Source organism: Laspinema olomoucense D3b, assembly GCF_025370785.1.
In the GTDB taxonomy this organism is placed as follows: Bacteria; Cyanobacteriota; Cyanobacteriia; order Cyanobacteriales; family Laspinemataceae; genus Laspinema; species Laspinema olomoucense.
Map to the genome: position 1 here is coordinate 15,968 of NZ_JAMXFA010000044.1, position 22,000 is coordinate 37,967.

At 47.0% G+C, this 22,000-nt stretch carries 23 protein-coding genes; 10 read left to right on the forward strand and 13 right to left on the reverse strand.

Translation table 11 applies throughout. The features are described from left to right. Nucleotides 1-150: 150 nt before the first annotated feature. Nucleotides 151-1,437 carry a Glu/Leu/Phe/Val family dehydrogenase gene (locus NG792_RS24080; protein WP_261237071.1) on the reverse strand — a complete coding sequence of 429 codons (1,287 nt, stop codon included), beginning with the start codon at nt 1,435-1,437 and terminating at the stop codon, nt 151-153. A 503-nt stretch (nt 1,438-1,940) separates the two neighbouring features. On the opposite strand from NG792_RS24080, the gene NG792_RS24085 reads away from it, so the two are divergent. Continuing rightward, a complete protein-coding gene (locus NG792_RS24085) occupies nt 1,941-2,066 on the forward strand; it encodes a hypothetical protein (RefSeq protein WP_261237072.1) in 126 nt (41 codons plus the stop codon). 41 nt (nt 2,067-2,107) lie between these two features. After that, nucleotides 2,108-2,710 (forward strand): DUF4126 domain-containing protein, encoded by a 603-nt coding sequence (locus NG792_RS24090; protein WP_261198020.1) that lies wholly within the window; start codon nt 2,108-2,110, stop codon nt 2,708-2,710. 88 nt (nt 2,711-2,798) lie between these two features. Here NG792_RS24090 and hemH read toward each other — a convergent pair whose 3' ends face one another. Next, a complete protein-coding gene (gene hemH / locus NG792_RS24095) occupies nt 2,799-3,962 on the reverse strand; it encodes a ferrochelatase (protein ID WP_261237090.1) in 1,164 nt (387 codons plus the stop codon). Between the two features lie 112 nt (nt 3,963-4,074). Between hemH and NG792_RS24100 the strand changes: the two genes are divergently transcribed. Then, nucleotides 4,075-4,707, forward strand: a complete 633-nt coding sequence (locus NG792_RS24100; protein ID WP_261237073.1) for a class I SAM-dependent methyltransferase — start codon at nt 4,075-4,077, stop codon at nt 4,705-4,707. Between the two features lie 258 nt (nt 4,708-4,965). Here the strand turns inward: NG792_RS24100 and alaS are convergent, their stop codons facing one another. The 8 genes from alaS to NG792_RS29020 form a co-directional block, all read right to left on the reverse strand. After that, entirely contained in the window at nt 4,966-7,596 is a 2,631-nt protein-coding gene (gene alaS, locus NG792_RS24105; RefSeq protein ID WP_261237074.1) for an alanine--tRNA ligase, read from the reverse strand. A 272-nt stretch (nt 7,597-7,868) separates the two neighbouring features. Next, a complete protein-coding gene (locus NG792_RS24110) occupies nt 7,869-8,135 on the reverse strand; it encodes a hypothetical protein (protein ID WP_261237075.1) in 267 nt (88 codons plus the stop codon). 550 nt (nt 8,136-8,685) lie between these two features. Continuing rightward, nucleotides 8,686-9,747 (reverse strand): DNA cytosine methyltransferase, encoded by a 1,062-nt coding sequence (locus NG792_RS24115; protein ID WP_261237076.1) that lies wholly within the window; start codon nt 9,745-9,747, stop codon nt 8,686-8,688. Nucleotides 9,748-9,828: 81 nt separating this feature from the next. Continuing rightward, a complete protein-coding gene (locus NG792_RS24120) occupies nt 9,829-10,173 on the reverse strand; it encodes a HepT-like ribonuclease domain-containing protein (RefSeq protein WP_261197966.1) in 345 nt (114 codons plus the stop codon). Next, nucleotides 10,145-10,483 carry a nucleotidyltransferase family protein gene (locus NG792_RS24125; RefSeq protein ID WP_261197967.1) on the reverse strand — a complete coding sequence of 113 codons (339 nt, stop codon included), beginning with the start codon at nt 10,481-10,483 and terminating at the stop codon, nt 10,145-10,147. The genes NG792_RS24120 and NG792_RS24125 overlap by 29 nt, the downstream gene beginning before the upstream one ends. Nucleotides 10,484-10,781: 298 nt before the next feature. After that, the gene (locus NG792_RS24130; RefSeq protein WP_261237077.1) at nt 10,782-11,039 is read right to left on the reverse strand and encodes a hypothetical protein; all 258 of its coding nucleotides are present in this window, start codon (nt 11,037-11,039) and stop codon (nt 10,782-10,784) included. A gap of 30 nt (nt 11,040-11,069) precedes the next feature. Beyond that, the gene (locus NG792_RS24135) at nt 11,070-11,339 is read right to left on the reverse strand and encodes a nucleotidyltransferase family protein (protein WP_261237091.1); all 270 of its coding nucleotides are present in this window, start codon (nt 11,337-11,339) and stop codon (nt 11,070-11,072) included. Between the two features lie 9 nt (nt 11,340-11,348). Then, nucleotides 11,349-11,654 carry a hypothetical protein gene (locus NG792_RS29020; RefSeq protein WP_261237078.1) on the reverse strand — a complete coding sequence of 102 codons (306 nt, stop codon included), beginning with the start codon at nt 11,652-11,654 and terminating at the stop codon, nt 11,349-11,351. A 376-nt stretch (nt 11,655-12,030) separates the two neighbouring features. Here NG792_RS29020 and NG792_RS24145 point away from each other — a divergent pair, with 376 nt between their 5' ends. Together NG792_RS24145 and NG792_RS24150 are read left to right on the forward strand one after the other, a co-directional pair. Further along, the gene (locus NG792_RS24145; protein ID WP_261237079.1) at nt 12,031-12,207 is read left to right on the forward strand and encodes a DUF6888 family protein; all 177 of its coding nucleotides are present in this window, start codon (nt 12,031-12,033) and stop codon (nt 12,205-12,207) included. Then, entirely contained in the window at nt 12,207-12,428 is a 222-nt protein-coding gene (locus tag NG792_RS24150; protein ID WP_261197970.1) for a DUF6887 family protein, read from the forward strand. Before NG792_RS24145 ends, NG792_RS24150 begins: the two co-directional genes overlap by 1 nt. Nucleotides 12,429-12,576: 148 nt before the next feature. Here NG792_RS24150 and NG792_RS24155 read toward each other — a convergent pair whose 3' ends face one another. The 3 genes from NG792_RS24155 to leuB form a co-directional block, all read right to left on the reverse strand. Then, nucleotides 12,577-13,866 carry a DUF1574 domain-containing protein gene (locus tag NG792_RS24155; protein WP_261237080.1) on the reverse strand — a complete coding sequence of 430 codons (1,290 nt, stop codon included), beginning with the start codon at nt 13,864-13,866 and terminating at the stop codon, nt 12,577-12,579. A 1,166-nt stretch (nt 13,867-15,032) separates the two neighbouring features. Then, nucleotides 15,033-15,899: a fructosamine kinase family protein gene (locus tag NG792_RS24160; RefSeq protein WP_261197972.1), complete on the reverse strand. Its 867-nt coding sequence runs from the start codon at nt 15,897-15,899 to the stop codon at nt 15,033-15,035. Between the two features lie 168 nt (nt 15,900-16,067). Continuing rightward, entirely contained in the window at nt 16,068-17,153 is a 1,086-nt protein-coding gene (leuB, locus tag NG792_RS24165) for a 3-isopropylmalate dehydrogenase (RefSeq protein ID WP_261237081.1), read from the reverse strand. 192 nt (nt 17,154-17,345) lie between these two features. On the opposite strand from leuB, the gene NG792_RS24170 reads away from it, so the two are divergent. The 5 genes from NG792_RS24170 (at nt 17,346) to NG792_RS24190 (ending at nt 21,981) form a co-directional block, all read left to right on the forward strand. Next, on the forward strand, nt 17,346-18,083 hold the full coding sequence (locus tag NG792_RS24170) for a phosphatase PAP2 family protein (protein WP_261197974.1): 738 nt from the start codon (nt 17,346-17,348) through the stop codon (nt 18,081-18,083). A gap of 90 nt (nt 18,084-18,173) precedes the next feature. Continuing rightward, complete coding sequence (locus NG792_RS24175; RefSeq protein ID WP_261197975.1) at nt 18,174-18,980, forward strand: DUF1186 domain-containing protein; 807 nt, start codon at nt 18,174-18,176, stop codon at nt 18,978-18,980. 224 nt (nt 18,981-19,204) lie between these two features. After that, on the forward strand, nt 19,205-20,656 hold the full coding sequence (locus NG792_RS24180) for an RtcB family protein (RefSeq protein WP_261197976.1): 1,452 nt from the start codon (nt 19,205-19,207) through the stop codon (nt 20,654-20,656). Between the two features lie 5 nt (nt 20,657-20,661). Then, nucleotides 20,662-21,546: a CobW family GTP-binding protein gene (locus NG792_RS24185; RefSeq protein ID WP_261197977.1), complete on the forward strand. Its 885-nt coding sequence runs from the start codon at nt 20,662-20,664 to the stop codon at nt 21,544-21,546. Nucleotides 21,547-21,549: 3 nt separating this feature from the next. Next, nucleotides 21,550-21,981, forward strand: coding sequence for an archease (locus NG792_RS24190; RefSeq protein ID WP_261197978.1), 432 nt, complete (start codon nt 21,550-21,552; stop codon nt 21,979-21,981). Nucleotides 21,982-22,000 lie beyond the last annotated feature (19 nt).

Here is a 22,000-nt window from a genome sequence, read left to right on the forward strand (position 1 = left end):
AGGCGATCGCCACCCTAGATGCACCCTTAAATATCGAGACCTACTCTACCATGAATTGACCGAAATTTCAATGCCCCCTGCTTCGGCGGGTAGACAGCGGTGGCTGAGTTTTTTGGGGACCTACCACCGCCCTCTGAGCCTGATGCTGACTTATTTCTTCACATAATAATCCCTTGTTCCTTTGGCGCTGAGGGCTTCTCCCAGGCGGTTTAACCCATGCACATAGGCAGCAGTTCGCATGGAAATGGAGAATTCATCAGCAATCTGCCAAATTTTTTCCGTTTCTTTTCGCATTCTCTTCTGCAAGCGTTCCTCAACTTCCTCCAATTCCCAATATAAACCACTGCGATTTTGGAGCCATTCAAAATAACTGACCGTCACCCCTCCAGCATTGACTAAAATATCGGGAACGACATAAATTCCTCGGTCTTCTAGGAGGCGATCGGCCCCGGAACTAATCGGTCCATTGGCCACTTCAAAAATATATTTCGCCTTGATATCTTGCACGTTGGCTTCAGTAATTTGATTTTCTAACGCAGCGGGAATCAGGATATCCACCTCTAAGGCCAACAGTTGCTCATTGGTGATAATTTCATGTTCCACAATATTGCAAACCGAATCTTGACAATAGACGGCTTGAATCCCGGGGTGGGATTTTTTGTAGTGGAGGATGCTGGGAATATCTAGCCCTTTTTTGGCATAAATTCCCCCTTGAGAGTCGCTGACGGCGACCACTTTGTATCCTGCTTTGGCGAGGAGTTCAGCCACCACGGAACCGGCATTACCAAATCCCTGAACCGCGACGGTAGTTTGATGGGGGAGACGGTCAAATTTCCCCATAATGGCTTCAATGACATAATAGGCCCCGCTTCCGGTGGCGGTATCCCGACCTAAACTGCCGCCTAGGGTGACAGGTTTGCCGGTAACAACACCGGGGTTGAGAGAACGACGGATAATATTATATTGATCCATCATCCAGCCCATGATGGTGGGGTTAGTATAAACGTCTGGGGCGGGAATATCGATGTTTGGTCCAATAAAGTCGGCGATCGCATCAATATAACCCCGAGTTAATCGTTCTAATTCCAGTTTAGAAAGTTCTTTGGGATTGACGGTGACGCCTCCTTTTGCACCGCCAAAAGGTAAGTCAAGAACCGCACATTTGAAGGTCATCCAAAAGGCGAGAGATTTGACTTCATCCATAGAAACATTGGGATGATAACGGACGCCTCCTTTTCCCGGACCTCTGGTATCGTCGTAGCGGACCCGATAGCCTTGGAAAATGCGTAAGGAACCGTTATCCATGCGCACGGGAATGGAGACGTTTAAACTAGCTTTGGGATATTTGAGATATTCTAGGGCATCTTCTGAAATCGAGACGTATTTCATGGCCCGTTCTAAGCGTTTGCTGGCATCGGCAAAGAGTGAATCTGACATTTTAGTGTTCTCCATATTGGCGATCGCGCTGGTAGTGCAAACCCTGCATTACCCTGGGTTTCTAATTGGGGAGGGAATTTCAAGTTGGGTGAATCTGAATAATGAGCTTCTTCCATGAGTCCACAGAGACCCCTTGGAGGCGTTTTCAGGTATTTATAAGTCTACAATATTGAATTATCCAAAAAAATATTTTAGGCTTATACTGTGAAAAGACAGGGCAGTTCGGTTTGTAAGCAAGGCACTACTGTAGTTTATTATACAGTTTTTCAGCCAGTTTTAATATAATTGAAAGCAGCGACTATAGCTTATTTAAGCGATAATTCCTTGAGACCCATATCGAACTCCTTGATCCCCGATGGAATTTAAACTAGAACGGCAAGGAATTGGTCAGGGGAAGAAGGAACCCTGGCGGGGGTAGGCGGGAGGTAATCATGCAGGGGTAAAGAAAACCCGAACCGAACTCCGTCCCGTTGCAGGCAGATAACCGCCTAAGCATTTAAACTATGAACAAGGGAGACAGCAAAACCCGAAATGAGACGGGGTGCGATCGCCACCCACATCAAGATGTTGCGGCCAAAACCTATCTGCGATCGCCGAAAAGCTTAAACTCCGATAGCTGGACTGGGTGAGCGGAAACCATAAGATTCCAAGAGACTAAATTGCCAATATGATGATTCCACTCCTAGCGGCGCTATCGGCCTCAGCAGCAGGGGGTCTGCGGATTGCCCTACCCCTTCTGTTAATCGGCTTGTTAAATGCCGATGAATTATGGTCGCACGTCCCTGTGTTGTCACGAATTTCCCCCCAGGTGGCGATCGGGGTGTTGGTGAGTTGGTCCTTATTTGAACTATTTGCCTCCAAACAACCCTGGGGACAGCGCCTCCTCCAAAACGTGCAACTGCTGTGTAGTCCGTTTGTCGGCTCAATTATGGGGATGGCGATCGCCGCTGCCAGTTTTCGGGACGACAGTGACGCCCCCACCTTTATCGTTGCTCTAATTGGCATCGTCGGCGGATTATTGGCCCTGGTGCTACAACTGGTGCAAGTCGGGTGGTTTTATCGCCTCGGGAAATTACCCCTGTGGGCGATTCTCGCTCAAGATGCCTTATGTGTTTGCCTGGTTCTCTTCGCCTTCGACGCACCGACCGAGGGCGGCATTATTGCCTTACTCCTGTTATGGTTAGCGATTCGTTCCTCCCAGGAGTGGTATCGCTGGTATATCCAGCAAGGTGCGCGGAAAAATCCGCGTCAGCATAAAACCGAACCGGATTAAATTAGTCCCAAAATCCGGGACTCTTCCGGTTCTCTATCCCTGTGAGGCGCTGCCGGTTACTGAGAAATTCCTCAGTCTCCGGCAGTAATTACAGCAATCCGATAAAATGTAACGGTCCATGACCGCTGATTAATTCAATCAACAGTCCCATAAACCCCAGCATCGCCAGTCGTCCGTTCCAGACTTCCGCTGCGGTGGTCATCCCCCATTCCCAGCGTTCTTGAGGATACATTTTGAAGTTTTTCTGGGGACGCATGACTTGATCCAGGGTCAGGGGTGGCGCATCGATCGCCTCTACCACTAAATTAGCTAAATCCTCAATGAACACCGGATGAGTATTCAACGCCGGGACGCGATGGAAATGTTCAATTCCTGCCTCTTCTGCCACTTCTCGATATTCCATATCGATTTCTTGAAGGGTTTCGATATGTTCCGAGACAAAGCTGATCGGGACTACGAGTAAATCGTTAATGCCTTCTGCCGCTAACTCGGCGATCGCATCTTCTGTATAGGGTTTGAGCCATTCCACCGGACCCACTCGACTTTGATAGGCCAGGGTATGACGATTGGGACGATTCAGGGTTTGCACAATCAGTCGGGTGCATTCCTCAATCTCCTGCTGATACGGGTCGCCTGCTTCTTCCACATAGCTAACCGGGACCCCATGAGCGCTAAAGAAAATATGCACTTGGTCTGGATTTTCAAACCCATCCAGTTCTCGGGCGATCAGTTGCGCCATTGCTTGCAGATAACCGGGACGCTGATACCAGGAGGGGATAACCGTGTGTTCTTGAGGGGCGAGAGAGGGGTTGTCTGTCCAAATTTTTTCCAATAATCGGAAACTGGACCCGCTGGTGCTAATGGAAAATTGGGGATACAGAGGGAGGATGACTAATTGTTCGACGCCATCGCGCTTGATGCGGGCGATCGCCTCTTCCGTAAACGGATGCCAGTAGCGCATTCCGATGTAAACTTGAACATCCTGTCCCTTGTCCTGTAAACTTTGTTGCAAGGCGATCGCTTGCTCCTCGGTAATCCCACGCAAAGGCGAACCCCCACCAATTTCCATATAATTGGCTTGGGATTTTTTACTCCGCAGGCTCGAAATTAGCCATGCCAGGGGTTTTTGCATCCACGGAAAAGGCAACCGAATGATTTCCGGGTCAGAAAACAGGTTGTACAAAAAGGGTCGGACATCCTCAATTTGCTCCGGCCCACCTAAATTTAGTAACAGTACCCCTACACGGCCCATAGCAGTCACAGTTTCCTTAGTGTTTTCATTATTGTTTACTTATTTTAACAATAATACCGTTTATTAAGTCACAGTTTGAGTTAAATCTGCATTTTTATTCAAGGGGGTATCCGTGGCAACAATTCTTAGAGACTGGAGTTATCGCTATCAGTGGCTTTACGATGGCATCTCCCGCATTGCGGCCCTCAGCGTCGGAGGGGAATCTCGCTTTCGTCAGTTAGCCCTCCAAGGACTCACCCTCCATCCCGATAGCAAAATTCTAGATTTGTGCTGTGGGAGTGGTCAAGCCACTGCCTACCTCGTCCAATCTTCCCACAACGTCACCGGCTTGGATGCCTCTCCCCTCTCCCTGAATCGGGCGCGAAACAATGTCCCCCAAGCTTCCTACATTGAAGCCTTCGCCGAAAATATTCCCTTGGGCGACAATGAATTGGACCTCGTGCATACCAGCGCCGCCCTGCATGAAATGGATCCAGAACAATTGCGGCAAATTCTCCAGGAAGTCTATCGCGTCCTGAAGCCGGGAGGAATGTTTGCCCTGGTTGATTTTCATCCGCCCACCAATCCCCTATTCTGGCCCGGATTGACCCTATTTTTCTGGCTCTTTGAAACCGAAACCGCTTGGCAATTACTTCAAACTAATTTACCCGAACTGCTGCAAGAAATTGGCTTTAAAGTTGATTCTCCTCGCCTTTATGCCGGGGGGAGTTTACAAGTGATTCAAGCTAAAAAATCATCAAAATAGGCGTTAGCCCTCTCTACGGGACCAGAAACCGGGTTTCTGCGTTAATTTTTGGCTCCTCCCCCAAATTTAGGAAAGAAACCCGGTTTCTAACCTACTGCAAAGGACTCAGAAACCGGGTTTCTGCGTTAATTTTTGCTTTGAGAGTAAATTTAGGAAAAAACCCGGTTTCTTTAGCTCATCAAAACAATCAAAATCTTCGCCTGCTTTTGCTTCATCGGGATTGGCTACCAGGGTGGACAAAAGCCCACCCCATTAACTTTACTGCAACCCGTCCTGTAACTCGGATTTAGCGGTTTCTAACGCTTGTTTTAACTGGTCCGGGTCGCGTCCCCCAGCTTGCGCCAGGTTTGGACGTCCGCCGCCACCGCCACCGCAAATTTTGGCGATCGCGCCAATAAATTTACCCGCTTGCAATCCTTTGGCATTCACTTCTTTGCTAAAGGCAGCCACTAAACTGACTTTATCAGAACTAGGAACGGAACCTAAAACTACTGCACCATTTCCAAGTTTTTGCAGTAAGCGTTCTGCGGCAGTTTTCAACGATTCCGCATCCACTTCGCCGAGATTAGCTACAATCAATTTAAACTCGCCAATGGATTCAGCATCCGCGAGTAATTGCTCCGATTTAACAATAGCTAATTCGGATTTTATGGCCTCTAATTGCTTTTGGGTGGACTTCAATTCTCCTTGAATACTATCAATGCGATCGCAGATTTCCTCGGGTTTGACTTTAAACCGATCGCTCAACTCCCGAACCACGCGATCGCGCACTTCCAAATAGTCCAAAATCGCCGGTCCCGCCACTGCTTCAATCCGCCGGACCCCGGAAGCAACCCCCGATTCAGAAACAATCTTAAATGCGCCTATTTCAGCGGTATTACTCACATGAGTTCCCCCGCACAATTCCATTGAAACGCCGGGAAAATCAATCACGCGTACTTCATCGGCATATTTCTCTCCAAACATGGCGACTGCACCTTTTGCCTTCGCCTCCGTCAGTCCCATCGTCTCAATTTGGGCTTGATGTGCTTCCGCAATCCAGGTATTTACCCGGTCCTCCACTTGTTTCAACTCATCAGGAGTCAGAGCACGAGGACAGTTGAAATCAAAGCGCAAACGGTCAAAATCAACCAAGGAACCCGCCTGAGAAATTCCCTCATCCACCAACAGTTTTAAGGCGGCTTGGAGCAAGTGAGTTGCGGTATGATTGGCTTGAGCGCGACGACGACAAGCGCGGTCAATTTGGGCAGTAATGCGATCGCCGACAGCGATGCTTCCCCGTTCAATCCGTCCGAAATGCACAAAGAAATCGGATTCTTTTTTGACCTCTTCAATCCGGACTAAGCTATCTTGACCCGAGAGAAATCCGCGATCGCCAATTTGTCCCCCGGATTCGGCATAGAATGGCGTTTTGTCTAAGACAATTTGAACGCGATCGCCAGAGGTTGCTGACTCAACAGAGTTCCCCCCCATCAAAATCACCGTCACTTCTGAGGTAGTCACGGGTTCAAAATAGCCTAAAAATTCAGTACCGCGAATATGTTCAGCGAGTTTATCTAAACTGCCTTGAACCGTGAGGTCAATGGTTTCATGGGCCGCTTGCGATCGCACCCGTTGTTCTTCCATTGCTGCCTCAAACCCAGGCAATTCCACCGTGATTCCCCGTTCTTCCACAATCTCTTGAGTCAGTTCTAAGGGGAAACCATAAGTATCATAAAGGATAAACGCATCCCGTCCCGGAATTTCTTGGGGGTTTTTCTCCATCAGTTCTGCTAACAGTTTCTCACCCCGTTCCAGGGTTTCTAAAAACCTTGTTTCCTCCCGTTGCAGTTCTGCTTTCAGACTTGCCTCGCGATCACGCAGATTGGGATAGACCCCTTCTCCCAAGGCGATCGCCGCTTCTGCTACCTCGGGAGTAAACACCCCTTGAATCCCAATTAACCGTCCATGACGCACCACCCGACGAATTAACCGGCGCAGAATATACCCTCTGCCGATATTAGAGGCGGTAATCCCATCAGCAATCATCTGTACCACCGCGCGAGAATGGTCCCCAATCACTTTGAGAGAGACTTTGGTTTTTTCGTCTGCCGTGGCGTAATCAATTCCGGCAATATCTGCCGCTTTTTTGACAATCGGAAAAATTAGGTCCGTTTCATAATTGTTGGGAACTTTTTGGAGGATTTGCGCCATCCGTTCCAACCCCAATCCCGTGTCAATATTCTTTTTCGCCAAAGGGGTGAGATTGCCTTCAGCATCCCGGTTGTACTGCATGAACACCAGGTTATAGAATTCGATGAAGCGGGTATCGTCCTCTAAATCAAGGTTGTCATCCCCTAGCTCGGGATGGAAATCATAGTACAATTCTGAACAAGGACCACAGGGACCCGTGGGACCGGAGGCCCAGAAATTATCCGCTTCATCCATGCGCTTAATGCGATGGGGGGGAATGCCGATTTTGTCGCGCCAGATATTGAACGCTTCGTCATCTTCGCGGAAGACACTAACGACAATGCGATCGCTGGGGAGTCCATAGACTTGGGTGGAGAGTTCCCAGGCATAAGCGATCGCCTGTTCTTTGAAGTAATCCCCAAAGCTAAAATTGCCCAACATCTCAAAAAAGGTATGATGGCGGGCGGTGCGTCCCACATTTTCGATATCATTGGTGCGGATGCACTTTTGAGAGGTAGTAGCGCGAGGAAATTCCGGAGTGCGCTGTCCGAGAAAGATGGGTTTAAACGGCAGCATCCCGGCAATGGTGAGTAAAACCGTAGGGTCTTCTGGGACTAGAGAGGCACTGGGTAGGATTTGATGACCCCTAGCGGCATAGAAATTCAGAAACTTTTCGCGGATTTGGTTACCGGAGAGGGATTCAGGAACAGCAGGCATGAGTTAGTTAACGACTTTCATTGAGTGAACAGGTATTCTATTGTTGCATTCGTTGAGAGGCGATCGCTACCTCCGTCCCTGGAACAGAGATCAGCGAGGGTTAGGGTCCCTGAATCTCTGGGACTGGGGAATCCATCAGAGGCGATCGGACAGCATCACCTCCCCCTGTCCTTTCTCAGGGGTTATAACATCACTCCCAAACAATTCCCCACCCTGAAAAAACCCAGTAGGTGATCTACTGGGTTTAACCATTCCACTCAAATTGGTATTCATTAACTGGCAACAGAGTCTTGTCTCATCTCCTGGGAACGGGGTTGTGTAAATGCTTGAGTAGAACACTCATCTCTTCTCCCGCTACCCCGAGGAATCGTACATTTTTTCTCATCCGGATTTTGTTGCGTGACTGAATCAATACTCGGAGTATGATTTGAACTGATAAATTCCGTGGTCTTACTGAGATTGTCTTTAAGTTGAGGCACCCCAATTACCGTACCAATAACTAAACCTAAAAAAACGATGGAAGTTACTTGTTTAAACATGAAAATGGTAGAGGTAAATTGGTCACTTCCTCCTACAACTACCCCTAAAAATTTCAGGATTGTTTAATAAAATTATCTAAAATAGACCCTTGATAATCAGTTCAAGCTTAATAAAAACAAAACCCATACACAAAATCCGGTTACTTTTAAAAACTGTTTCCAACCCATCAAAAATCCCCAACAACTCTCTACCCACCTCCCTAGCTGACAAAGGCTGAAAACCTTCTGGAATAAAGATTTGGCGAGATAAACATAGCCCTTTTGCCTAGTTTACAAAGGGATGAGACTCTTGATATACTGAGTCAGGACAACGGACAGACTGTAGCGATCGTCTCGTTTTTCCACCCAGCCACGTCGCGATCAAGAGTGCAGCCCATTCAGCAGATCCGTAGGGTCTATGGTATTAGTTTGTATTAATTTTGTCCAAGTAACCGGCCTTCCCACCTTCACCAACTGGAACATCACTGTTTGTTCCAGTTCAGACAACGAAGCTTCTGGACCGCTTGACTGTATAGAAAAAATGGCTTTGTTCAGTCATTTCTACAATATCTTAAGTTAGGAAATTACAAGATAGCTGGAGAGTTTCCTCAAACCTAAGACATTTTTTTGAGGGCGATCGCCCCCGATTTTCTAAGTACAGCTTCACCCTAACTGCTAAAGACTTTGCCAAAATAGGTGGAACAGCATTGCCAATCTGTTTACACTGACTTTCTTCGCTGCCATAAAATTCAAACCAATCGGGGAAACTTTGCAGGCGTGCGCCTTCGCGAACAGTTAACCGCCGTCTCCGTCCTTCCGGTAAGCGAATTCTTAACATATCTCCAGTGGGTGCGCTGAGATTGCGACAGGTGATAGTTCGGGAGGGTCGATCTAAATGTAAATCTCTGGGGTTGACACATTTAGAGGCTTTTTCATATTTTCTAATATATTCATCCATGCTAGGAGTGAGAAATTTGGAGTTAGGAGGTGCCATAAATGCCAGTTCTCCGAGGGCTTCTCCAGCGGTGTAGGGATGAGAGTGATGAGTCTTTTTTGGCCATTCCCACCCGCCTTTATGGGCGATACAAAATAATCTCTGTCGGCGTTGAGGTACACCATAATCACTTGCCGTAAGGATTTCCCATTCGACGATGTAATCTAAGGCTTTTAAGCTGCTGATAATTTGTTCAAAATAGGCTTTGTTGCGAAATCGCATTCCGGGCACGTTTTCAAAGATTGCGATCGCCGGTTGATGGCGTTCTACCGCCTTGATAAAAATTGGAAATCCATCTCGACTGTCTTTGACTCCCTGCTGATTTCCTCCGACACTAAAAGGTTGACAAGGAGGACCTCCAATAATTACCGATGCACCTTCCACAAATTCACTCTCAGGGGTTAACAGAACCCTGTAGCAAAGAGAATTGAGATTTTTCCGATAAGTCATACAGGCATCGGGGTCCATTTCATATCCAATGGTTTTAAATCCCACGGCTTCAAATCCTAGTGCAAATCCTCCACAACCGGAAAACAGGTCAATCACCAACGGTTGAACACCGGGATAGGGAATGGGTTTAAGTTCAGTATTCAGAAACTCAAGATAAAGGATTTTTTTGTGGGTGGGTTGAGGAGTCATTTTCAATCATTAGGTTAACATTTTTTCACTTTCGGGTAGCTACTAGAGCGGGAAAAGAGGCAGGATGAAAATGGTTAGCATTTACGGTTCGTGAGGCTTAATCACCAGAGGTTCGAGTTGTACGAGAAGTTTAGGTATTTCGCGATGGATTACGTCCCAAACAATATCGAGGTCAACTTGATCGTATTCATGAACAATCACATCACGCATCCCGGCTAAGTTTCGCCAAGGGATTTCTGGGTGATGTTGACGAAATTCCATTGAAAGGCGCTTTGTGGCTTCTCCAATGATTGTAATCTGATAGAGAATCGCCGAAACCTTTTCATCATTAGTGATCAGTTCAGGTGGCTCAATACCACTGGCATAGCGGAGGATGCGCTTGGCGGCATTTTCAATATCAATTAGGGATTCTAGATCTTGTGGCATAGATAACTTTGGCTGATTCCAGTATCTGTTGACGGCGTAGCCAGTTTTCGCTTTTGACGATCGCCGGTTTGATAATAAAGTCAACTTCCCGACCAAAAAGGGTTTCTAACTCCTGACGCATTTGGATTGTTTCGGCTAAACCCCGCCGAAATTCAGGGTCAAACGTGACGAGCACATCAATGTCACTATCGGGGCGAAAATCATCGCGCAAGACCGAGCCAAATAGGGCAAATTCTGTGATGTGCCAGCGTTGGCAAAACTCTTGAATTTGGGTGAAGGGCAGTTCGAGATTATGGTTAATTGCGTTCATAGTTAACAGCGGAATCATTGACCCCTTGCCGGAATTGGCGATCGCATCACGATTCCTCTGGCAAACTAGCAGGAGATCGCCTTGTTCTATTGTACTAGAAGCAAGGGTTAATTTGACTAGAATGTATGGTGAGGTTCATGACCCAATAACCTGTCACTAACTCCACTGCTGAATTTTCTCATCTTTTGAAACCGCTGAAATTTCGATTCTGTCTGCTCTGTTAATGATTTCCCTAACGCGGGGGCCAGTTTTGGAGATTCATTGACCCACCAGATCCAAGGGTGGGTATCGAGAATAATCATTGATCTGCTTCCCAAGGCTCATCAATTGGAGAAATCAGGTCATCTTCAAACAGAACACTTCCTTTGAGGGGGTTCGGTTCAAGTGATAGGGAAGTGCTTTCCATGTCTTCTAAAACAATGACGCGGATGATTTTACATTCCCACTGGTGGGAGTATTCCGAGGGAAGGCTAATCATTCCGTTTTGGAGAATGGTTTTAAATGCGATCGCTTGCAGGGGTGAATGGGAGTAAGGGGGTCTTTGTATTATAACCAACCGGGTATATTTCCTTCAAACTTTTCAATATCAATCAGGGAGTCTAAAGCTTGTGGCATAGATAACTTTGGCTGATTCCAGTATCTGTTGACGGCGTAGCCAGTTTTCGCTTTTGACGATCGCCGGTTTGATAATAAAGTCAACTTCCCGACCAAAAAGGGTTTCTAACTCCTGACGCATTTGGATTGTTTCGGCTAAACCCCGCCGAAATTCAGGGTCAAACGTGACGAGCATATCAAGGTCACTATCGGGGCGAAAATCATCGCGCAAGACCGAGCCAAATAGGGCAAATTCTGTGATGTGCCAGCGTTAGCAAAACTCTTGAATTTGGGTGAAGGGCAGTTCGAGATTATGGTTAATTGCGTTCATAGTTAACAGCGGAATCATTGACCCCTTGCCGGAATTGGCGATCGCATCACCATTCCCCAGGCAACTTAGCGCGCGATCGCCGCCACCATCCTCTAGTCGAGGCAGGGTTTCATGAGCTGGTTTAAATACTAAATGCTTTGGAGGCACCAGATTGAGCGCAAATTGTCCAGGGCGATCGCCTTGTAAAGGATGGGGAAGACCTTCCTGAATCTCTGTCACATTAATGGCTTCTATTAAATCAGCCAAACGCGCGTACGGAAAAGGCTCTGTAGAACTCGCCGCTGACCCCTCACCTCCACAAAGGCTATGGCTGAAAATATGATAAAATACAATCAATTCATCTCAGATGAGGTATGAAAATATAGATTAACCACGATGGGGAGATTACGAGACAGACTGAAATTCGGCTCATTCTTGGCTAAATATTGAAGTAACTATAGCGGTTTTCCCAGCTCATAAACTCCGAAAAATCCCCCTAAATCCCCCTTGATAAGGGGGATTTTGACCCTTATAGCGTCCCTCCATAGCTTGAAAAACGCTATAACGTCATTCTTATCAAACGTTCAGGCCGTTATATATCCGGGTTAGAGAGCAAAATAAATTTACATTTAGAGAAAGATTAATGCCTACGGCGGCCCACTTAAAAAGTTTATATCGTATCAGCTACTGGCTGACTTATGTTATGGTTCAGCCGATTCACTTGGTTTGCATTGATGAGCGTACAAGCAACCTGTATGTTTTGGCGGGGAATACGGACAACCTTGAATTCCAGATTACTCCACAAGGGCAGGTATTTTAATGAATCCAGTTAACTATGGGGCGATGTCTGATGGAGAATTAAAACAATATTTTCTCAGGCATCGGGAGGACAAGTTGGCGCTGAGAGCGTATTTGGATAGGCTCGCTGATCGCCCCCGTCATGTAATCACAACTGTGGATGATCCAGATTTTGAGCGGAAACTTCAAGCATCAGTTATGCAGCAAATCCAAGCCACTGAAGGGAACGCTGAAGGGGATTAGATTGCTCAAAACAAGAAACCGGGTTTCTGTCCAAAATGTGAGAACTTGCCCCAGTTTTAGTGAATAAGCCCGGTTTCTAATCGATGAAATGACAGCCTAAAATACCTGTTTCACTTATTGCTAATTATCCTGAAAATTAACCATCAGTTTATCTCGCTCTCCCCCAAGGAATGGTCGGGTCTGCTGCAAGTTCTACGGCGACGGAAAAGGCTCCGTAGCGGTTGAGATGACTGGGGTCGGCAAAGTAATTATCCTGGGTGGGCCAGAGTTGTCCGAGGTCGCGGAAGATAAAGCCTCGTTGAGTGGCCATGCGTTGCATTTGAGTCCGGAATTGTTGTTCGGAAGAACTTCTCACTGGGTCGAGATAATCGCTGTTTAAGGGGAGATTAACGATAACTAGGGGGATTTGTTGGCTGTTGGTGAATTGCGCGATCGCCTCTAATGCTCTCGTCTGTGGTCCCTGCAAGCTAAATGCTGCATAATCTCCATCATATTGTCCCGGTACTCGCGGATGTTTCTGATAGTAAGTCTCGGGATTATAGCGATCGCTCACGGGCACGAACCCCCTGGATTGCATTTGGTTGGGGGTCTGCTGGGCGATCAGGGCTTCGATTCTCGGGAGTGGGGGTCTCCCAGTTCCCGGGGTGGGTGCAGTGGGTCTTTGGTTATTGCGACTATCTGCCGGGTCCCTTCGTCGCATCCACATTGCCTGTTGCGCCTCGTCGTTGTAGGTGGCGGCAATTTCTTCTCGGACCTGACTAAACCAGACATTCATGGCTTGATAGGTGGTGGCAAGCGCTTCTCGGGGGTCATCATTGGTGGTGAGTGGGGGCAAGGGGTCGGTGTTAGGAGAATCTGCTGGGACCACACTTTGCCGACGTCTCGCCGGTCCGGTTCTGGTGGGGGTGGATGAACCAGGGGTTTGCAGGGGACGCACGCCACTGGAGAGGAGGCGATATCCTTCGGATTCAACTATCGCTTGATAGGTGCGATCGGGACGACCATTATTAAAAGCTCTCACGCCATCTGCCCAAATAATCAGTTTGGGAAGTTGAGCTGGGGTCAAGATTCTCCGTAATAAGAGGTCAATGACTTGGGCGGTGGCCCCATTGATGCTAAAGTTATAAATTCTCAGTCCCGGATGTCCGTAATGGGCTAAGGCGAGTTCTAAGGCGAGGGGGTCTACCCCTTGTAATGCTCTGGAACTGCCGACGATTAAGATATCGGGAGGTCCGGATTGGTTCAACTGCTGCTGATAGCGGATCAGTTGTTCGTCGAGTCGCTGACTATTAAAGGAGGGGAAGGGCTGGGACTGGGAGCTTCGGGCGTTGACGACCCCCTGAGCGATCGCCGGATGAATCCACAGGGTTTGAGTTACTGCTGGGAGTGCGATCGCCAGGGATAACAGTCTCAAAGTCACAAACGCGCGTTTTTTCATATAGCTAATTTGTTATGGGGGCGAGTCATTACGGGGAACAAGGCAATCCTTTTCAACAGTTTAGCCAGTTGGTGATCCCTCTTTACTTCTCTGCCTCGGACGGTTCTTTGAGCGGTTGAGGTTTCCGGGTCCCTTGAGCGATCGCCCTTCTCCGGCTGCTGCTGCGATCCGGGAAATCATTTTAGCTCACATCACGCATCGCTGCTGTTACAATTCATGCAGGCTCCCAGCCCCGGAACCCCGATGACCCAGGAGAGTGACTGGGTTGGGATGTAGCCCCGAAAAAGGGGACCCCACAATCCCCGTAAAAAACTTTGGAAAATTTTGCAAATCTTCACAAGATTTTCACAGCTCTCGATTATCTTGATAATCAGCTAAGGTTCTAAACCTGTTCGTAACTTCTTTCAAAGCCCTTTTAAAACCCGCTGGCTGCATTGATGCCTTTTACAATCGTTTCTTGTATAAGGACTCAGCCAGTTTATAAAAATATCAAATAACCAGGCCCATGAGGGCCTGGTTATATTTTTTGAGCTAATTTTAGCCCGTGGATACTCCATGAGGCGGAAATGAGAGGCCCTCCTCATGGGGACTCATACCCCTCAAAAAATTTTTAGAAAATTCCTCCACTCTTCATAAGATATTCACATTTCTTAAATATAGTAAGAATTAATAAAGGTTTTAACTTTTTTTTTACTCATTTCAAAGCTCTTTTAAACACCACTGGCTGACATTTTGTCTTGCCCCCTCCTGGTTGTATTGAATAACCGTCAGCCGGTCTATAACATTCTCCCAGCTCCCCCCGGAGCTGGGTGTATTATTTTGGAGGGGCATCCCGGTATAGGGACCTTTAATTCGATTTTTTTTGGGATGGAACCCTTTATTTTAAGGGGATTGCCCCCAGAGGTGGGGACTGAGGTTTGGAGGCCCGAACCCCCCAAAAAATTTTTTTCCAAGTTAGGAAAATCTTCATCAGATATTCACATTGGTTGCTTATCTTGTAAACCAGCAACGGTTATAAACTTTTTTTGACGGCTTTTAATAGAGTTTTAAAAACCGCTAACTGGCTCTCGATGCCCCAAGCCCTCGATTGTTTTTAATAACCGCCAGTTAGCTGATAAAAGAAGCCCAGATGCTTAAGCGTCTGGGCTTCTGATTTGGGGGATAAGTTAATGCAATAGGGTGGCGATCGCCCGGTTTGCTTGGGACCCATACCCGCCGCCAAATAAATTAAAATGATTCAGGATGTGATACAGGTTATAAAGGGTTTTGCGCTGTTCATATCCCCCAGGCAAGGGCCAAACTTCGTTGTATCCTTGATAGAAAGCCGAGGAAAATCCTCCAAATAATTCGGTCATGGCAATATCAACTTCCCGATCGCCATAATAGGTGGCGGGGTCATAAATAGTGGGTTCCCCCGCTTGGGTCACTCCGGCATTGCCTCCCCATAAATCTCCGTGGACGAGGGAGGGTTGGGGGGTATGATTTGCTAATAATTGAGGAATCGCATCCAGGAGGCGATCGCCTTCGGGAAACTGCCCCCCTTTTCGCCGCGCCAGTTGCAGTTGAAACCTGATGCGATGTTCCACCCAAAACTCAGTCCAATCAGTGGTCCAAGTATTGATTTGTGGGGTGGAACCAATGGTATTATTTCGACCCCAGCCAAATTTGCGTGAACCGGAATGTTGATGCAAAGCAGCCAGTTTGCGCCCCATTTCTCGGGAGACTTGGGCATCCGCGCGAGAAGCCAACTCCAGCCACTCTAAAACAATATAGGCCGAATCATCGGCAATGCCGGTACAGATGGGTTTGGGGACCCGAATGGTGTGGGTGTCCCACATTTCCTGTAATCCCAATGCCTCCGCCTCAAACATCGGCAGATCCACAGCGCGATTCAGCTTGACAAAGTAGGTGCGACTGCCCCCAGTGAGGCGATACCCTTGATTGATGCAACCCCCGCCCACAGAACGGCGATCGCCCAGGGCAAATTTCTCGTTGGTTACCTCAGTAATCTGTTTAGCAATGTGCTCCCACATGATTCATTCCTTCAGCATCCCTGATTGTTCTTAAATTTGGTTTTTAAAGACCTATTCTAAATTAGCCCACTCACCGAAGGACCCCACCCAACCCTCCCCAAGACACAGGGAAGGGCTAGATTAACTTAAACCCATAAATCATCAGGTTTACAGGGGGTTGTGGGGGGTTTATCCCGCTAATGCTTGAAGTAAAGCATCACCCATTTGGCGACATCCCACCAGTTTCATGCCTTCGGACATGATATCTCCCGTGCGATATCCGGCATCAAGGACTTGGAGAACGGCTTGTTCAATTTTGATTGCTGCTTCCGGTTGATCTAACCCATAGCGCAACATCATGGCTGCACTTAAGACTTGGGCGATCGGATTGGCTTTATCCTGTCCGGCAATATCTGGGGCCGAACCGTGGACGGGTTCAAATAAACCAGGACCCGACGAACCTAAACTGGCAGAAGGCAGCATTCCAATACTGCCCGTTAGCATGGCAGCAGCATCGGAGAGAATATCTCCAAACAGGTTGCCCGTGACAATGGTATCGAATTGTTTGGGCCAGCGGACTAATTGCATGGCAGCGTTATCCACATACAGGTGAGAGAGTTCTATATCGCTGTATTCTGCGGCGAGTTGAGTGATGCGATCGCGCCAGAGTTGGGAGACATCCAGGACGTTTGCCTTATCCACGGAACATAATTTACCCTGGCGTTTACGGGCAGTCTCGAAGGCAACGCGCCCAATTCGGTCGATTTCTGATTCCGTATAGGCCATTGTATTGACGCCGCGTTTTTCTCCGGTTTCTGTCTCGAAAATGCCTTTCGGTTGACCGAAGTAAATGCCGCCGGTGAGTTCTCGGACCACCATGATATCAACGCCTTCGACCACTTCCCGCTTGAGACTAGAGGCATCCACCAGTTGCGGTAAAATGGTCGCGGGTCGTAAGTTGGCAAAGAGATTTAAACCGGCACGCAGTCCCAGTAAGCCGGTTTCTGGTCGTTGGTGGCGGGGGAGGTTGTCCCATTTGTAGCCGCCGATCGCCGCGAGGAGGACGGCATCGCTATCTTGGCATTGTTTGAGGGTTTCCGAAGGCAGGGGTTCTCCGGTGGCATCAATGGCAGATCCGCCGATCGCCGCTTCGGTGAAGGTAAAACTCAAGTCGAGTTGCTGTCCGACGAGGTTTAAGACATCTACCGCGATCGCCATAATTTCAGGGCCGATGCCGTCGCCGGGAAGAAGAGTTATGCGGTAGTTTTGGGTCATAGTTATGTTTTCAACCAGTGCTTGCAAATGATTAATCATATCCAAAAACTGCACCATTTGAGACCGGATGGAAAACATCTCCATAGGGGGCGATCGCAGCTTATTCACCAGTCTAATTTCTACCGGAGTCTTTTCCTCCTAAACTCAAGGGAGCATCTCAGGTTTTGTTTAGGTTAATTATTTGGATTTAAGATGACGATTTTCAGGTTTCGCCAAAAAGCAGCGCAATTAGTTCAGTTTGGAAAGAAGCAATTTAATTTTCAATCCTTTTTTTCCCTTCTCTCCCCTGGACTGGTTCAGCAAATTTTACTATTTTTGCTGTCAATGGGAGCATTTGGGTATATTACCAATGGGGTGCTAAACCTAGAGACTAGGGATTTGGATTTAAACATCATGCTCGCCATTCAAAAAACTCATACTCCCCTTCTCGACATACCGATGAGAATCTTTTCTCATCTAGGCGGACCTATTGTTTTAATTGGGATTTCTGTGGGATTAGCGGTAAAGTTTTGGCTGCGCCGACAACGGATTGAATTGTTTGGATTGTTGGTAGCAGCCGGAGGCGGAAGTCTGGTCAATCTGTTGATTAAAGCCGGTTTCAATCGGGTTCGACCCCTGCTGTGGGTGCCGCTGCTGCATGATCACCTGAATACCTCCAGCTATCCGAGTGGTCATGTGACCAATGCGTTAGTGATTTATGGGTTTTGTGGCTATTTGTTAGGCCGATATTTTCCCCGATGGCGGTGGTTAATTTATCTGGGAACCCTGCTGCTCGTATTGGCGATCGGTTGGAGTCGAATGTATGCCGGTTTGCATTGGCCCACGGATGTTTTAGCCGGATATGCCACGGGTTTTGCTTGGCTGAATGTCTCAATTCTCAGCTTTCAAATTTGCAAACGTCGAGAGAAAATGCGGCGCGAACAGGTTTAAATTTTTGGGTTTTTCTGAAGAAAATGGCTTTTAAGTTTTTTCTTTAGTGCCAGATAAAACGCTGAAAAATAGTTAAGTAAGGAACAAAAAATGACGACTTTACACACTTATGCTCCCCCGGTTAGCCAACTTTTGACTTATGGGGAGGTTTTAAAGTATGACTTCAAAAACAGTACACTTTATCTCGAAAAATTTGGATTTACAGCAGAACACATTCCCGAATTAATTCGGATGGTAAGTGATGAGGAATTAAACAAGGCAGATTCTGAAAGTCTGGAAGTTTGGGGACCGATTCATGCTTGGCGATCGCTGGGAGAACTCCGGAATGAAGCGGCGATTCATCCCTTGCTCTCCTTGGTTACCCTATTAGATGAAGACGATTGGTTTATAGACGAATTCCCTCACGTTTTGGCCCAAATTGGCCCAGTCGCAATTCCAGCTTTGAGAGATTATTTAGCCAATCCTGATTATAATGCCTCCGCCCGATCCTCTGCCGCCAATTCTCTGGAAGCGATAGCGACTCAGCATCCAGAAGTCCGGGACGAATGTGTAAGAATTTTAACCGAAAGATTGGCCTATTCGGATCCCGAGTCTCAAATTTTAAACGGTTTTATTGTTTTCAGTTTAGTTGGATTAAAAGCAGTGGAAGCAGCTTCGGAAATTGAGGCAGCATTTGCAGGCGATCGCATTAATAAAGATTGGTGCGACAATTGGGAACTCGTCCAGGTGGCGTTGGGGTTAAAAGAACCCAAGAAGAAACTGAAAAACCCCGATGGGATTTTAGCCTTGCTTGAAGAACATCACAAAAAACGTTCTAAACCCCAAGTCGCCTCTGGGTTTGGGTCCGCTGAAACTCAGAAGAAATCTGGAAATAAAAAGAATAAAAAGCGCAAATAAACCACAACAATCTCATATTTTATTGCAGTCTGAAGGCTAAAATAAAGGGCAGACGGTAGTTATTGTTTACAGGATTTACCTTCACAATCTCACCGGAGTAGGCAAAAGACTGAGGCAAAGGTTAGGATAGACAGAATAGAGGTAGATAACTTAGGGGCGGTAATCCATCCCTGAGTTTTCTGCCTACCTGTTACTTTTCCCAATTTTGTCCTCCAAATAATTTTATGAAACCCCTAGAACGAATTTCTGATTATCTCTGGGAAATTCCCACCTCCTACAAACCCGGAATGCGCGTTCCCGCCCGAATTTATGCCACGGAACAGTTAATCCACGATATGGATGAAGCGGTGGCGGACCAAATCAGCAATGTGGCAACGCTGCCAGGAATTACCCAAAGTGCTTTATGTATGCCCGATGGTCACTTTGGCTATGGATTTCCTATTGGCGGTGTTGCCGCAATGGATATTGCTGAAGGAGGGGTAATTTCTCCCGGAGGCATTGGCTTTGATATTAACTGTGGAATGCGCTTACTCGTGACCAATCTCACGGAAAAAGAGGTCAAGCCTAAGATTAAAAAATTAATTGATAAGCTGTATGAACGAGTTCCCGCAGGAGTAGGAAGTAAAGGCTTTGTGAAAGTCTCTCGGAATGAATTTCGCCAAGTGGTTCAAGAGGGGGCCAAGTGGTGTATTAACCAGGGTTACGGATGGGACGAGGATTTAGAACTCACGGAAGAAAATGGCTGTATTGCCGGGGCTTATGCTTCTAAAATTAGCGACAAAGCCATCGATCGCGGTTGCAATCAAATCGGAACTTTGGGGTCCGGTAACCACTATTTAGAAATTCAAGTCGCCCGTCCTGAAAATATTGTTGACCCCGAATTAGCCGAAGCCTTTGGGATTACCATTCCTAATCAAGTGGTGGTAATGTTCCACTGTGGCAGTCGCGGATTTGGGCATCAGGTGGCGACGGACTATCTGCAAGTCTTTCTCAAAGTTATGGAATCCAAATATGGGATTAATATCTTAGACCGAGAACTAGCTTGTGCGCCGTTTAATTCTCCGGAAGGGCAGGATTATTTTGCGGCCATGAAATGTGGATTAAATATGTCTTTTGCTAACCGCCAGGTGATTTTACACCGGATTCGCGAAGTCTTTTCTGATGTTTTTGGAAAGTCGGCTGAAGCATTAGGAATGCATCAAGTTTACGATGTGTCCCACAATACGGCCAAATTAGAAGATCATATTGTGGATGGCAAAATGCGATCGCTACTGGTCCATCGCAAAGGTTCCACTCGCGCCTTTGGTCCAGGAATGGAAGGCATTCCCGACCGCTATAAACCTTATGGTCAGCCGGTGATTTTAGGCGGCAGTATGGAAACCGGATCCTATCTTTTAGCAGGGGTATCCACAGGTGCTCAAAGTTTCTTTAGTACCGCCCACGGTAGCGGACGAACCATGAGTCGAACCAAGGCGCGAAAACAGTGGAATGGGGAACAATTACAAAAAGATATGCAGAAGCAAGGGATTTACATTAGAACCACCTCCTGGCGGGGTTTAGCTGAGGAAGCTGGAGGTGCTTATAAAGACGTGGATGCTGTGGTCAAAGCCACGGAATTAGCAGGATTAAGTAAGCGGGTAGTTCGCCTAGTTCCGATTGGAAATGTCAAGGGATAATCACCATGAAAACACGCACTCCGATTACGGTGATTACGGGACCATTAGGCAGTGGAAAAACCACTTTATTGCGCTATATTTTGGAGACAGTTCCCCGCAAAATTGCTATTTTAATGAATGAATTTGGCGAAATAGCTATTGATAGCAAAGTCATTGAGGGGAAAAATATTCAGATTGCTGAATTAGGCGGGGGTTGCGTTTGCTGTTCCCTGGCGGGGGAATTTGAGGCAGCAGTTGAGGAAATTCTCGAAACGATTCACCCCGAAGTAATTGTGGTAGAAACTACTGGGGTTGCTGAACCCGATGCTTTGGTGTTTGACATTCAAGAAACTTTAACTCAAGTGATTTTGGATGGCGTGATTACCACCATTGATGCCGATGGTTTAGTTAAATATCCCACGATTGGTCATACCAGCCGCCTGCAAATTGAAGGGGCGGATTTTATCCTCTTAAATAAGGTGGATTTGGTCGATGAGGAACAATTAAGGGAAATTGAGAGGAAGCTAACGGAGATTAATAGTATCGCCCCGATTGTTAAAACCGAACGCTGTCAAGTAGATCCTGATTTGCTGTTTGGATTAAATCGCGATCGCATTCAAAAACCACCCCATCACGTTCATCAGCCGGAATTTGATTCCTTTAGCTATACCTCGCACCAACTCTTCCATCGTTCCCGGTTTGAATCCTTCGCTGATAGCCTAGAATCCGAGGTTTATCGCGCCAAAGGATTCATCCGGTTTGCTGAGGGGAATTATCTGTTTAATTTCGTCGCTGGACGCTGGGAATTGGAACCCTTTCAATGGGAAAGAACCGAGTTAGTGTTTATTGGTAAACAAATGCCGATTCGCCAATCTGACATCATCCAGCGATTGCAATCCTGTGAGGAATAGCCGATGCCTTATGAATTTTTAGAAGAAGTAGCCACAGCGGATATCGCCTTTGTGGCCCAAGGGAAAGAGTTAGAAGAATTATTTCTTGCCGCTGGAAATGCCACGGTTAATGCAATGATTTTTGAGTTAGAAACTATTGCCCTAACTGAACAGCGTCACTTCACTTTAGAAAACGATGAATTGGATATGTTGCTGTTTAATTATTTACAGGAATTCCTGTATTATAAAGATAGTGAACAGTTGTTATTACTCGGACAACAGGTGACGATCGCCCAGAAGAATGGAGTCTATCATTTAGAGGCGATCGCCAAAGGAGAAACCCTGGACCCAGATCGCCATGAACAGCGGGTTGATGTCAAAGCAGTCACCTTACATCAATTTAAACTTGAATCCACCCCAGAGGGATGGATAGCAATGGTTATCTTGGATATTTAACAAAGAGTTTGAGGGACTA

Excerpts from the sequence above, each read along its gene's own strand:
- NG792_RS24080 (WP_261237071.1), bottom strand. The coding sequence starts at position 1,437 with ATGTCAGATTCACTCTTTGCCGATGCCAGCAAACGCTTAGAACGGGCC.
- NG792_RS24085 (WP_261237072.1), top strand. The coding sequence starts at position 1,941 with ATGAACAAGGGAGACAGCAAAACCCGAAATGAGACGGGGTGCGATCGC.
- NG792_RS24090 (WP_261198020.1), top strand. The coding sequence starts at position 2,108 with ATGATTCCACTCCTAGCGGCGCTATCGGCCTCAGCAGCAGGGGGTCTG.
- hemH (WP_261237090.1), bottom strand. The coding sequence starts at position 3,962 with ATGGGCCGTGTAGGGGTACTGTTACTAAATTTAGGTGGGCCGGAGCAA.
- alaS (WP_261237074.1), bottom strand. The coding sequence starts at position 7,596 with ATGCCTGCTGTTCCTGAATCCCTCTCCGGTAACCAAATCCGCGAAAAG.
- NG792_RS24110 (WP_261237075.1), bottom strand. The coding sequence starts at position 8,135 with ATGTTTAAACAAGTAACTTCCATCGTTTTTTTAGGTTTAGTTATTGGT.
- NG792_RS24115 (WP_261237076.1), bottom strand. The coding sequence starts at position 9,747 with ATGACTCCTCAACCCACCCACAAAAAAATCCTTTATCTTGAGTTTCTG.
- NG792_RS24120 (WP_261197966.1), bottom strand. The coding sequence starts at position 10,173 with ATGCCACAAGATCTAGAATCCCTAATTGATATTGAAAATGCCGCCAAG.
- NG792_RS24125 (WP_261197967.1), bottom strand. The coding sequence starts at position 10,483 with ATGAACGCAATTAACCATAATCTCGAACTGCCCTTCACCCAAATTCAA.
- NG792_RS24145 (WP_261237079.1), top strand. The coding sequence starts at position 12,031 with ATGCCTACGGCGGCCCACTTAAAAAGTTTATATCGTATCAGCTACTGG.
- NG792_RS24150 (WP_261197970.1), top strand. The coding sequence starts at position 12,207 with ATGAATCCAGTTAACTATGGGGCGATGTCTGATGGAGAATTAAAACAA.
- NG792_RS24155 (WP_261237080.1), bottom strand. The coding sequence starts at position 13,866 with ATGAAAAAACGCGCGTTTGTGACTTTGAGACTGTTATCCCTGGCGATC.
- NG792_RS24160 (WP_261197972.1), bottom strand. The coding sequence starts at position 15,899 with ATGTGGGAGCACATTGCTAAACAGATTACTGAGGTAACCAACGAGAAA.
- leuB (WP_261237081.1), bottom strand. The coding sequence starts at position 17,153 with ATGACCCAAAACTACCGCATAACTCTTCTTCCCGGCGACGGCATCGGC.
- NG792_RS24170 (WP_261197974.1), top strand. The coding sequence starts at position 17,346 with ATGACGATTTTCAGGTTTCGCCAAAAAGCAGCGCAATTAGTTCAGTTT.
- NG792_RS24175 (WP_261197975.1), top strand. The coding sequence starts at position 18,174 with ATGACGACTTTACACACTTATGCTCCCCCGGTTAGCCAACTTTTGACT.
- NG792_RS24180 (WP_261197976.1), top strand. The coding sequence starts at position 19,205 with ATGAAACCCCTAGAACGAATTTCTGATTATCTCTGGGAAATTCCCACC.
- NG792_RS24185 (WP_261197977.1), top strand. The coding sequence starts at position 20,662 with ATGAAAACACGCACTCCGATTACGGTGATTACGGGACCATTAGGCAGT.
- NG792_RS24190 (WP_261197978.1), top strand. The coding sequence starts at position 21,550 with ATGCCTTATGAATTTTTAGAAGAAGTAGCCACAGCGGATATCGCCTTT.